Annotated in this window: 11 protein-coding genes; 6 read left to right on the top strand and 5 right to left on the bottom strand. The window is 67.3% G+C overall.

All coding sequences use genetic code 11. The features are described 5' to 3' along the window. The first annotated feature begins 71 nt into the window (after nt 1-71). Nucleotides 72-1,286 (top strand): NAD(P)/FAD-dependent oxidoreductase, encoded by a 1,215-nt coding sequence (locus tag N825_RS07475; protein WP_084164484.1) that lies wholly within the window; start codon nt 72-74, stop codon nt 1,284-1,286. Nucleotides 1,287-1,397: 111 nt separating this feature from the next. Here the strand turns inward: N825_RS07475 and N825_RS07470 are convergent, their stop codons facing one another. Beyond that, the gene (locus N825_RS07470) at nt 1,398-1,802 is read right to left on the bottom strand and encodes an HIT domain-containing protein (protein WP_037449117.1); all 405 of its coding nucleotides are present in this window, start codon (nt 1,800-1,802) and stop codon (nt 1,398-1,400) included. A 98-nt stretch (nt 1,803-1,900) separates the two neighbouring features. Between N825_RS07470 and N825_RS07465 the strand changes: the two genes are divergently transcribed. Beyond that, nucleotides 1,901-2,782: a glycoside hydrolase family 17 protein gene (locus N825_RS07465; protein WP_157619044.1), complete on the top strand. Its 882-nt coding sequence runs from the start codon at nt 1,901-1,903 to the stop codon at nt 2,780-2,782. Nucleotides 2,783-2,791: 9 nt separating this feature from the next. Here the strand turns inward: N825_RS07465 and rfbD are convergent, their stop codons facing one another. Both rfbD and rfbB read right to left on the bottom strand, forming a co-directional pair. Then, a complete protein-coding gene (gene rfbD / locus N825_RS07460; RefSeq protein WP_245613040.1) occupies nt 2,792-3,742 on the bottom strand; it encodes a dTDP-4-dehydrorhamnose reductase in 951 nt (316 codons plus the stop codon). Then, nucleotides 3,739-4,824, bottom strand: a complete 1,086-nt coding sequence (rfbB, locus tag N825_RS07455; protein WP_051511693.1) for a dTDP-glucose 4,6-dehydratase — start codon at nt 4,822-4,824, stop codon at nt 3,739-3,741. The genes rfbD and rfbB overlap by 4 nt, the downstream gene beginning before the upstream one ends. Nucleotides 4,825-5,270: 446 nt before the next feature. On the opposite strand from rfbB, the gene N825_RS07450 reads away from it, so the two are divergent. Further along, entirely contained in the window at nt 5,271-6,338 is a 1,068-nt protein-coding gene (locus N825_RS07450; RefSeq protein ID WP_198038218.1) for a glycosyltransferase family 2 protein, read from the top strand. Nucleotides 6,339-6,395: 57 nt separating this feature from the next. Beyond that, nucleotides 6,396-7,478, top strand: coding sequence for a glycosyltransferase family 2 protein (locus tag N825_RS07445; protein WP_051511692.1), 1,083 nt, complete (start codon nt 6,396-6,398; stop codon nt 7,476-7,478). On the opposite strand, the gene N825_RS07440 is transcribed toward N825_RS07445, so the two are convergent. Both N825_RS07440 and N825_RS07435 read right to left on the bottom strand, forming a co-directional pair. Beyond that, nucleotides 7,415-8,311 (bottom strand): NAD-dependent epimerase/dehydratase family protein, encoded by an 897-nt coding sequence (locus tag N825_RS07440; protein ID WP_037449111.1) that lies wholly within the window; start codon nt 8,309-8,311, stop codon nt 7,415-7,417. The two genes, N825_RS07445 and N825_RS07440, sit on opposite strands and share 64 nt — an antisense overlap. Before the next feature lie 12 nt (nt 8,312-8,323). Continuing rightward, a complete protein-coding gene (locus tag N825_RS07435) occupies nt 8,324-9,043 on the bottom strand; it encodes a class I SAM-dependent methyltransferase (RefSeq protein WP_157619043.1) in 720 nt (239 codons plus the stop codon). A gap of 222 nt (nt 9,044-9,265) precedes the next feature. On the opposite strand from N825_RS07435, the gene N825_RS07430 reads away from it, so the two are divergent. Further along, entirely contained in the window at nt 9,266-10,039 is a 774-nt protein-coding gene (locus N825_RS07430; protein WP_157619042.1) for a VanZ family protein, read from the top strand. After that, nucleotides 10,014-11,675 carry a sulfatase-like hydrolase/transferase gene (locus N825_RS07425; RefSeq protein ID WP_037449103.1) on the top strand — a complete coding sequence of 554 codons (1,662 nt, stop codon included), beginning with the start codon at nt 10,014-10,016 and terminating at the stop codon, nt 11,673-11,675. Before N825_RS07430 ends, N825_RS07425 begins: the two co-directional genes overlap by 26 nt. Nucleotides 11,676-11,683: the final 8 nt, after the last annotated feature.

Below are 11,683 nucleotides of genomic sequence, written 5' to 3'. Positions count from 1 at the left end.
GGCCAGGGAACCCTTGGCGGGTCGGGGGCATTCTCCGACCAGGGTTCCCAACCGCCGCGAGGACGCAAGCCATGACCGCTTCCCCGACCCCCGACAGGGCAGGACGCCATCGTGTCGTGATCATCGGCGCGGGTTTCGCCGGGCTGGCCGCCGCCAACGAGCTGGGCGGGACGGAGGTCGCCGTCACGCTGATCGACCGGCGCAACTACCACCTGTTCGTTCCGCTGCTCTATCAGGTCGCCAGCGCCGCGCTATCGCCCGCCGACATCGCCGAGCCGATCCGGCGGATCGTCAGCCGCCATCCCAACATCGAGGTGGTGCTGGGCGAGGTCGTGGCGATCGATCGGCGCGGCAGGACGGTGGCGCTGGCCGACGGCCCCGCCATCGCCTATGACCGGCTGATCGTCGCGACCGGCTCGACCCACAGCTATTTCGGCCACGACGAATGGGGACGCCACGCCACCGGCCTGAAGACGATCGAGGACGCCCGGCAAATCCGCGGCCGCGTGCTGATGGCGTTCGAGCAAGCGGAGATCTGCGACGATCCCGCCCGGCAGGAAAGCCTGATGACGACGGTGGTGGTCGGTGCCGGCCCGACCGGCGTCGAGATGTCGGGCGCCATCGCCGAACTGTCGCGCCACACGCTGGCCCGCGACTTCCGCAACATCCGGCCGCAAACCGCGCGGGTCATCCTGGTGGAGGCCGGGCCGCGCGTGCTTCCCGCGTTTCCGCCCGACCTGTCCGACTACGCCCGGCGGGCGCTGGAGCGGCTGGGCGTCACCGTGATGGTCGATACTCCGGTTGAGGACGTGACGGCCGAGGGCGTCACCGTCGGCGGGCGGTTCATCGCCGCCGGGACGATCGTCTGGGGTGCCGGCGTCAAGGCGTCGCCGGCGGGACAATGGCTCGGGGTCGAGACCGACCGGGCCGGCCGGGTCAAGGTCGGGCCGGACCTGAGCGTTCCGGACCAACCGGACATCTTCGTCTTGGGCGACACCGCCCTGGCCCTGAGCGACGACGGCTCCCCCCTGCCGGGGCTGGCGCAGGTCGCCAAGCAACAGGGCGAGCATGTCGGCGGCCACCTGCACGCCCACCTGACCCGGGGCGAGCCGATGCCGCCGTTCAAGTTCAACAACCGCGGCAATCTGGCGACCATCGGCCGCAACTCGGCGGTCGCCGATTTCGGCAAGACCCACCTGAAGGGCTTCGTCGCCTGGGTGCTGTGGGGCATCGTCCACGTCTATCTGCTGATCGGCTTCAGCAACCGGTTCCTGGTCACCGTATAGTGGCTTTTCGCCTACCTGACCTATCAGCGCGGCGCCCGCTTGATCACGGGAGAGCGCAAGGCGGCGGTGCGTGAGACCGAGGACCAGCCCCGCGCGGCGGAATAGCCGCAGTCACACCCCAAGGGTCTGGCGCAGCCGATCGACCAGGGCATCGAGGTCGGCTGGCGCGTAGGGTTCCGCGATGCCGCTGCCCCAGACGGGGTTGGGCCATGCCGGATCGTCGCGGCGACGGGCCACGACGTGGATATGCAGTTGCGGCACGATGTTGCCGATGGCGGCGACGTTCAGCTTGTCCGGATTGAACACGCGCTCGAGGGTGGAGGAGACCAGTGCCACCTCCTCGATCAGCACGGCGCGATCCCCGGTCGACAGGTGGTGGAGTTCCGTCACGTCGAGCCGGGCCGGGACGAGGATCAGCCAAGGCCAGACCCTGTTGTTCATGCAGAGCACCTGACAGAGCGTCAGCGGGCGCACCAGGACCGTGTCGGCCGCCAGCCTTTCATGTAGTTTGAACATCTCGGGGTCTCTCCTTCGCCGCACCTCACAGTCCCTGGACTAACGCCAAAATCCCCCTGTTTGTCGCGTGGTTTCCGTCGATGGAAGGTCGAAACGACATGCGCGTCGTGGCTCTGCTAGCTTTTCTGCTTGTATCGGCTGGCATGCCGTTGGAGGCGGGGGCATCCGAGTTGATGGACGGCGTCGCTCTCAGCCCGTACCAAGCCGATCAAAGCCCACTCCAGGGCCGGCACCCCAGCGCCGAGGACATCGACCGCGACATGGCGGTGCTGGAGGGGCGGGTCGGGAGCCTGCGCGGCTATGGGTCGCTGAATGGCACGGAGCTGATCCCGGCCGCGGCGGCGCGCCAGGGCATGACGGTCACGCAGGGCGCTTGGATAATGGGTTCCTTGCCCGAGGACGAGGCGGAGATCGCCAGTCTGGTGAGGGTCACCCGGCAAAATGCCAACGTGCTCCGCGTGCTGGTCGGCAACGAGGCGATCCTGCGCGGCGACGTGACCGTGGCGCGGCTGATCGAGGCCATCGAGCGGGTCAGGCCGCAGGTCGCGGTGCCGGTGTCGACCGCCGAACCGTGGCATGTCTGGCTGGCCCATCCCGAACTGGCGGCGGCGGTCGATTTCATCACCGCGCATATCCTGCCCTATTGGGATGGCGTGCCGGTTGGTGACGCCGTCGATTACACGGTGATGCGCCACGCGGAGTTGCGGCGGGCATTTCCCGGCAAACCCATCCTGATCGGCGAGGTCGGCTGGCCGAGCGCCGGTCCCAGGCGCGGCGGCGCGGAGGCGTCGCCGGTCAACCAAGCCAGGTTCCTGACCGGCTTCCTCGCCGTGGCGGCCCGCGAAAGGTTGGACTACTACGTCATGGAGGCGTTCGATCAACCCTGGAAAAGTGCCGTCGAGGGAACCGCCGGCGCCTATTGGGGCGTGTGGGACGCCGCGCGCCGGCTGAAGTTCCCGCTACCGGAAAGGGCCGAGTGACCAAAGCCCTCAGGCCGCGACCTCCATCTTCGCCTCGCACAGGCGATCGATGCAGAGTTCCAGGCTGTGGCGCCAAGGTGGGCTGGCGATGCCGTAGACCGACAGCAGGCGCGAGCAGTCGAGGACGGAGTTGAGCGGCCGGACGGCAGGCGTCGGGTAGTCCAGCGATGCGATCGGCCGCAAGCCGGGCGTTCCGCGACCATGCCGGGCCGCCAGGGAGAAGACGGCGCTGGCGAGGCCATACCACGTCATCCGGGTCGATCCGGTGAAGTGGAAGGTCCCGAACAGCCCAGCCTCCGCCGGTGCCGGTTCGGTCAGGATCCGGAGCGCCATGGTGACGAGCGCGTCGGCGATGTCGGCGGCCGAGGTCGGGCAGCCGGTCTGATCGTCGACGATGCCCATTTCCGGCCGCTCCTCGCCGACCGACAGCATGGTCCGCACGAAGTTGTGACCGTGGGGTCCATAGACCCAGGAGGTTCTGACGATGGCGTGATGGTCGGTCGCCGCCCGTACCGCCTGCTCGCCGGCGGCCTTGCTGACGCCGTAGCAGCTCAGCGGATTGATCGGGTCCGTCTCGCGGTAGGCATGGCCGGCGGACTTGCCATCGAACACATAGTCGGTCGACAGGTGGATCAGCGGCACGCCGGCGGCGGCGCAGGCTTCCGCGACATGGGCGGCGCCGTCGCGGTTGACGGCGAAGGCCAGATCCGGCTCGCTCTCGGCGCGGTCGACGGCGGTGTAGGCCGCCGCGTTGATCACCAGGGTGGCGCCGCTTTCCCGGACCATCGCCGCGACGGCGGCGCGGTCGACGATGTCGACGTGGTCGCGCCCTACCGTCCGAACGGTCCAGCCGGCGGGAACGACCGCCTCGCGCAGCGCCGTGGCGACCTGGCCACGATGGCCGAACACCAGCAGCGTCTGGCTGGCGGCGCGGTTTTCAATTGTCTCGATCTTCGTCACGAGGCCACAACCTCCAGCCTGCGAGGGGTTTCGGGAGCGCCAAGGCCGAGACGCTGTCCGCCATAGACGGAGGAGCGCAGCGGCTGCCACCAAGTTTGATTGTGCAAGTACCATTCGATGGTCCGGCGCAGGCCGGCTTCGAAGGTCACCGAGGGGGTCCAGCCCAGTTCGTCCCGGATCCGCGTCGCGTCGATCGCGTAGCGGTGGTCGTGGCCGGGACGGTCGGCCACATGGGTGATCAGGTCGCGGCGCGGGCGCTTGCCCGGCAGCATCCCGTCCAGCGCGTCGCAGATCGCGTGGACGACCTCGAGGTTGCTCCGCTCGGCGTCGCCGCCGACATTGTATTTGCGGCCGACCACGCCGGCGGTCAGGATGCGGACCAGGGCGGTCGCGTGATCCTCGACATAGAGCCAATCGCGGACATTGGCGCCCGCGCCGTAGACCGGCAGCGGCTTGCCTTCCAGCGCGTTGATGATCATCAGCGGGATCAGTTTCTCGGGAAACTGGTAGGGGCCGTAGTTGTTCGAGCAATTGCTGATGACGACCGGCAGGCCATGGGTGTGGAACCAGGCGCCGACGAGGTGATCGGCCGAAGCCTTGCTGGCCGAATAGGGCGAACTGGGCGCGTAGGGCGTCTCCTCGGTGAACTTGCCGGTGGCACCCAGCGAGCCATAGACCTCGTCGGTCGAGACGTGGTGGAAGCGGAATTGATCGCGCCGCCCGCCGGTCAGCCCGGCCCAGTACAGGCGCGACGCCTCCAGCATCACGTAGGTCCCGACCACGTTGGTCTCGATGAAGACGCCGGGGATCTCGATCGAGCGGTCGACATGGCTTTCCGCCGCCAGATGCATGACCGCGTCGGGCTGGTGCTCGCGGAAGACGCGCTCGACCTCCGCCCGGTCGCAGATGTCGATCGGCTCGAACACGGCGCGGTCGCCATCGATCAGGGGAGCCAGGGTGTCGGGATGGGCCGCGTAGGTCATCTTGTCCAGACATACGATCGAGGCGCCGGTATCCCGCAGCAGGTGTCTGCAGACGGCGGAACCGATGAATCCCGCGGCTCCGGTGATGATGATCTTCATCGCGACGTTCCCAGCTCTGGTTGGTACAGGTTTCCCATGATTGTCACGATGGGATTAAGAACAGGTCACGCGACTCGGAGAAAACGCCGTCGTCATTGCTGGTATCCACATCCATTCGAGGGTCCGGATGGCGGCCCGGCCACCGCGTGGGCCGTTTTTCCGCCGGAAGGCATAGAAGATCTACCACCTATGTGTGAATCGTATCTTAACTACGATTCACCATTCCAGGGATCCTGGCGCAATTTAAAGTTGATCAAAGCATCACATATCGATCCCTGATGATCATACCGGAGCGTTGGGAACACGCCTGATCCTCCCCCGCTGCGAGATGTCTCACCAATATGCGGATTTCGGTGTTGTTGGCGGTCATATTACCCCCTTAGAATACCTCTTCAGTTGTACTACTTCCCGCGACAAAGAGCGCGGCTGAGGCGAGGCACTCCATCGTGACGTCCGAAGCTCCCGTCTGCGTGATCGTCGTCAACCACAACGGTGGGGAGTTGCTGCGCCGTTGCCTGGATGCCTTGGCCACCCAAACCACGCTCCCGAAGGAGATCGCGGTGGTCGACAACCTGTCGACCGACGGTTCCACCGTCTTCCTGGAGACCTTGTCCGAGCCGCTGGCGTCGCGGGTCCGGCTGATCTCGCCGGGACTGAACCTGGGTTTCGCCGCCGCCAACAATCTGGCGGCCGGACGGACCTCGCAGCCCTGGATCGCGACGCTCAATCCCGACGCCTTTCCCGAACCGGACTGGATGGCCTCGCTGATTGACGCGACGCGGCGGCATCCCGGTGTCGCGATGTTCGGTTCGACCCAATTGGACGCGGGGAACCCGCTGCTGCTCGACGGCGCCGGTGATGTCCTCCACGCCAGCGGCTTGGTTTGGCGCGGCCATCATGGCGCGGCGCTGGCGGAGCTTCCGGCCGAGGGGGAGGTCTTCTCGCCCTGCGCGGCCGCCGCTCTCTACCGGCGCGACGCCTTCGAGGCCGCCGGTGGGTTCGACCCGTCGTTCTTCTGCTATTGCGAGGATGTCGATCTGGGCTTCCGCCTGCGCTTGGCCGGCGAGCGTTGCGTGCAGGTGACGGCGGCTCGGGTCCACCATGTCGGCTCCGCGATCACCGGGCGCCGCGGCGGGTTCGCCACCTATCACGGGACGCGCAACCTGATCTGGATGTTCGTCAAGAACATGCCCACTCCCTTGCTGGCGCTGCTGACGCCGGTACATCTGGCGCTCAACGCGGTGCTGCTGGCACGGGCCCTCGTCCTGGGACAGGCGGCCCCCGCTCTGCGCGGCTCGTGGGACGCCATCCGTCATATCGGGCCAGTGCTCGCCAGCCGGAAAGCCATCCAGGCGCGGCGGCGCCTGTCCACCATCGGCGTCGCCCGGGCGCTCGACTGGTCCATCGCCGGGATCATCCGCCGGCGGGCCCGGTCGCTGCCAATCCCGCGATCCCTGTCCTTTCCCCCGCCGCTCGGCGGTTCCGACCCGATCGCCTCCGACATGCCCAAGTGAACGCCGCCGGAATTATCCGGCTTTCAGCAACGCATTGGACGACAAGGTCATATTTGAATGAGCAAGGTCATTTACCTCGATTCGAAGCGCCGGCGGCAGCCTCCCGTGCCGGCGGATCCGCCCGGCGCCCCGCCCGAGATCGAAACGCCCAGTCCGGCACGGCCCAGCCGGCCCCTCGTCACCGTAGTCATGGTGAGCTACCATACCGGGCCGGTGCTGGAGGACGCGATCGCAGCCGTGCTCGCGCAGGACATCGCAATCGAACTGATCCTGGTCGACAACGGAAATCCCGCTCCGGTGACCGCTGGCTTGGTGGCTCGCTGCGCCGAGGATCCCCGGATCAAACTGGCGACCGGTCACGGCAACATCGGCTTCGCGGCCGCTTGCAATCTTGGCGCCAAGGACGCCCAGGGCGATTTCCTGTTGCTCCTGAATCCCGATTGCGTCCTCGATCATGGCGCCTTGGCCGATCTGATCCGGCTGATACCGAAGACGGCCCACCCGTGGGTCGCGGGGTGCAGGATCGTCAATCCGGACGGAACCGACCAGCGGGGCTCGCGGCGCGAGTTGCCGACCCCTTGGCTGACATTGGTGGAGGCGTTGCGGCTCGACCGGCTGGCGCCGAACCATCCCTATTTCCGGCGGCTGAACCAGCACGACCAGCCGATACCCGAGGCGGTGACCCAGGTTCCCGCCGTCAGCGGCGCCTGCATGCTGATGCCGGTGGACGATTACCGGATGCTTGGCGGCATGGACGAGGGCTATTTCCTGCATGTCGAGGATCTCGACCTGTGCTTCGCCATGACGAGGATGGGCGGCTCCGTCCTGTTCGTTCCGCAGGTCAGCCTGATCCATTATCGGAGCACGAGCGACGCGTCGATCGCCAAGGTCGAATGGTTCAAGGCCAAGGGCTTCACCCGCTATTTCCGGAAGAACTTCACCGGGCTGTACCCGAGCCTGTTTCTGACCGCCGTCAATTGCCTGGTCTGGCTTTACTTCCTAATGCGCCTGTCCAGCCTCGCCCGAACGGCGGTCACCGACCGGCTGAGCCGGATGTTCCGCCGCGCCAAGGGGGATCAGGCGGCGGACCCATCCGACGTCGAGGCTCGAAAACGAGGGCGGAAGGGCTGGGCGGCATAGCCCAGCAGCCGGACGGCGTCGCCACCGTCGAAGGCGAGATCCTGGTTCATCCGGGCGAACAGCGCCGGGCTGTAGGCGACGCCCGTGACCCGCCGCGCGAGGCCGATGCCCTGGGCCAGCAGTCCGGCGGGCAGCGGCAGGATCCGCACCGGCCGGTCGAGCGCCAGGAAGATGCGCCGCACCATCTCGCGGTAGGTCAGGGTCTCGCCACCGGGCAGATCGATCAGACGCCCGGACGCGAGCGGATTGTCCAGTGCCGCCACGATGGCCCCGGCGACATCGTCGGCGTGGATCGGCTGGCGCAGGCCGGAGGCCGGCATGCCCACGGGAAAGAAGCCGAACCGCTCGATGAAGCGGGCGATCGCCGTGACATTCGCGTCGCGGTGTCCGTCGTGGATCAGGGTCGGCCGCAGGATGGTCCAGGGGATCGAGGCTTCGGCGCAGAACGACGCGATCGCCGACTCGGCGTCGCCCAACCGCCGCGCGACCGCGCGTTCCTCCGGATCGGCGCTGTCGGACTTGGCCAGCACGCTGGTCGATCCGAGCGCCACGATGCCTGCGGCACCCCTAAGGCACGGCAGCAGCCTGGGCAGAAGCCAGAGGGGCAACAAAGACAGCACGGCGGCTCCCGGTTCGACCGTCCATCCACCCGGATCGGTGGCGTCGAGTTGGAGCCATCCGAAACCATCCTGGGCGCCGCTTGGTGGCGGGTTCCGTCCGGTGCGGATCCCGCGGCACCCCAAGCCGTTCAAGCGATCGACCAGGAAGGGGCCGACCAAACTACCGCCGCCAAGGACGACGACCGGTTTCGGTGATGTCCTGGGTGTTTCCATGGGCACGGTTCCTCAGCGCGGACGGCAGATGAAGGCGGCTTCGTTGTTCAATGCCAGTGGCAGATGGCGGAACGGGACGCCGAATCGTTCCTCAACCCTGAAGCGCCGCGCCAGTTCCTCCCCCAGCCGCCGATGATCGAAGCCGATATGGGAGTAGATGTAGCGCCCTTCCGGTGTTTCGCTGACCAACCGCGGCGGCGCGCGTCCGCGAAGCACCGATCGGATGGTTCGGGTCGAGACCGATTCGGACCCCGCCATCCAGCGGAAGAGACACTTGACCGCGCCGGCCAATCCCAGTTCGACCGGCACGGCGACGATGATCCGGGTGTCCGCGCCGGCCAGTTCGGTGATCCGGTCCAGCGCCACGGCCAAGTCGGCGTCGTCCAGGTGCTCCAGGACCTCCATGCAGAAGATGTGGGAGAACCGTCTTGGCGTCGTCCCATCGACGGCCAGCCGATCCAAGCCCTCGGTGTCGCCGATCAGGTTCGGCCGGTCCGGGCCGGTTTCGAACTGCGCCGCCATGGAGCCGAAAGGCTCGTATCCAATCAATCGATCCGGGGCGATGCCGAGGCTCTGGAGCAGGCGCAGGAAAAAGCCATCGCCACACCCATAATCGAGCACCGAAACGTCGGATCCGTCCGACACCAGCCGAAGCATCGCCTGATAGCGATGCCGCTGGACCAGCCGCTTCAAGCGGTTATGGGAATGATAGGTCAATTCGGCGTAAGTCATGAAATTCCACGTCAAGAGACCGGTGGCCGTTCGATTCCGTTCGAAAAATCATATTGAGTGTCAATCGTTCTGGATTTAGACCATCCGCCAATGCTTCATGCAAGCGCTTCTCTGTTTGTGACCGAGCCGTTAATTTCTTATTTGGATGCGACATACTCCGATATGAGAACACCGGGATATCTTTCACCAAAACCAGGATGGTACCCATACCCGGTCGCCGTGATGCTGGTAGCACTGTATGTCAACACGTTCGAGATCTGGGGTCTGCTGGTCGCCGCGACCGGCGCCCGGAACGCGGCGCTGGTCCCCTTCGCGGTACTGGGCGTGGCCGTGACCGTGGCGATCATGCTGGGATGGCGGATCAGGCGGAGCGGCACCGCAGGGATCGACCTCGGGGCCCTCGCGGGGGCGCTCGCCCTGATCGCGCTGGGCTTGCTGATCACCGACCCGGCGTACCCGGCCAAACGGATCCATGTGCCGCAGTACCTGCTGCTCTCGCTGGTGCTGCGGCGCGCCTTGTCAGATCACGTGGGCGGATGGGCCCTGACCGTCGCCACCGCCTTGCTGACCGCGCTGTTCGGCATCCATGACGAACTGCTCCAGGGACTTCATCCCCATCGGACCTATGGGCTCCGCGATATCCTGGTCAATGGCGTGTCGGCGGCGGCTGGCGCGGCGCTCGCCCGCGGCATCGGGCTGTGGCCCGGCCCAGACCGGCCGTTCGCCGTCGACGCCAAGCTCGTGACGGCGGGCGTGGCGCTGGCGCTGGCGGTGGCCTTTCCCATGGTGACCCTGGTGGCCTATCGCAACGCGATGCCGCCCCCGTGGCTGGGCGTCCCGGTCCTGGCAGTTTCCGTTCTCCTCCTGATCGGATGGGGAATCCCCCGTCCCGCCGATCCAGCGTCCCGACGCCTCGCCGCCGTCTTCGCCTGGACGGCCCTTCCCCTCGCCCTCTATCCGGTGATCCCCCATGTCACGCCGCTGGTTTTCAATTAGCCTCGTCCTGGCGCTCGGAGCGCTCGGCGCCGGAGGATACCTCACCTGGAGCCGGCTGGCGCGGCCGGAGCGGCTCAACGTCATCGTGCTGACGGTGGAAAGCTTCCGCGCGGACTTCATCCGACCCGACATCACGCCCAATCTGCTGGCCGCCGCCCGGTCGGGATCGCGTTTCACCAACCACCACACCCTCTCGGCCTGGACGGCGCCGGGCGTGATCTCCGTGCTGACCGGCACGGGACCATTCGAGCAAGGGGTCCAGGCCCAGCGCCAGACGGTGCCCCTGGACTGGAAAACGCCGCTGGAGACCCTGTCCGACGCCGGCTGGCGGGTCGCCGGCCTGCAAAGCTTCATGCAGATCGACACCTTCCGCGGCCTCGGCCTGACCGTCGAACCGGGAGAGGAGCCGGTTCCCTGGCTGGGGAGGCAGGTCGGCGCGACGTCGCCCTTCGTGCTGTGGCATCACTATCTCGGCACCCACCTGCCCTATCAGCCGTCGCCGGCCCACATGCCCGATCTCGACGCGCTGCTGCCGCCGGGCGACTCGGCGGCTCGGGAACGGATGGAGGCGGTGAGGACTCGGCCGACGGTCCGCCACGGCACCGTCGCCTTCCAGCCGACCGACGCCCCGGCGGTGGCCGCCCTCCACGCGGCGACCTATCGCGAGTTCGACGACTGGTTCGGCGCTTTTTGGGCCTTCTTCCGCGCCAGCGAACTGGATCGCGACACCATCCTGGTGGTGACGGCCGACCATGGCGACGAGCATTTGGAACGCGGCCATGTCGGCCACGCCTCCACCACCCATGCCGGACACCTGTACGAGGAACTGGTCCACATCCCCTTGTTCATCTGGACGCCCCCGCCGGACGGCAGGCGAAGGGACAGCGATCGGGGTGAAGACCGGGGGGAAGGCCGGGTGCTAGACGCGCGGACCGATCATCGGGACATCATGACCACGGTGATGCGGCGGCTGGGCGTGAAGCCGGAACTGCCGCTGGCCGGGCGCGACCTGCTGGCCGACCCGATCGGCCCGGGCCAACCCTGGATGGCGCTGACCAGCAAGGCGGGCTTCCAGGAGGAGGACCCGGAGGCCATCAGCGAGTACAGGACCGCGATCGCGGAGGGTCCCTGGAAACTGCACCTGGACCATCGTGACGGCGCCGTGGCCGCGCGCCGGCTGTTCGACCTCTCGGCGGATCCAGGCGAACTCCGCGATCTGGCGGCGCTCCATCCCGAAATCGTGGACCGCCTCTCGGCGCCGCTGGAGGCGGCCTTCGCCACCCGCCGCGTCATCGGCCCGGGGGCTCGAAGCGGTGGCGGCGACGGTGAGGCGCCGGTCTGGCGGACACCGGCTGGCAGCGCCACCGTTCCGTTCGAGGCGGTCGCACAGGGTTTCCGGATGGAATGGACCGGGGCGGAGGCCGGCGACCATGTCATCCAGTACGAGGCCGGCGAAGGGCTGCTGAGCCTGAAGGGCGAGTTGGACGTGCGGGGAACGGCGCGGGAATTCGGCCCGATCGATCAAGCCTATTGGAAGACCTTCATCCTGCCCTATGGCAAGGTCCGACTCCGCGTTGGACTGGCGGGGCGGAGCGACCGGTGGAGCGAGTGGGTGGTCATGACGCCGGTGCCCTAACCGGACGC

Source organism: Skermanella stibiiresistens SB22 (genome assembly GCF_000576635.1).
GTDB lineage: Bacteria > Pseudomonadota > Alphaproteobacteria > Azospirillales > Azospirillaceae > Skermanella > Skermanella stibiiresistens.
Note: the sequence above shows the minus strand (reverse complement) of the source record. Positions and strands in the feature narration are given on the sequence as shown.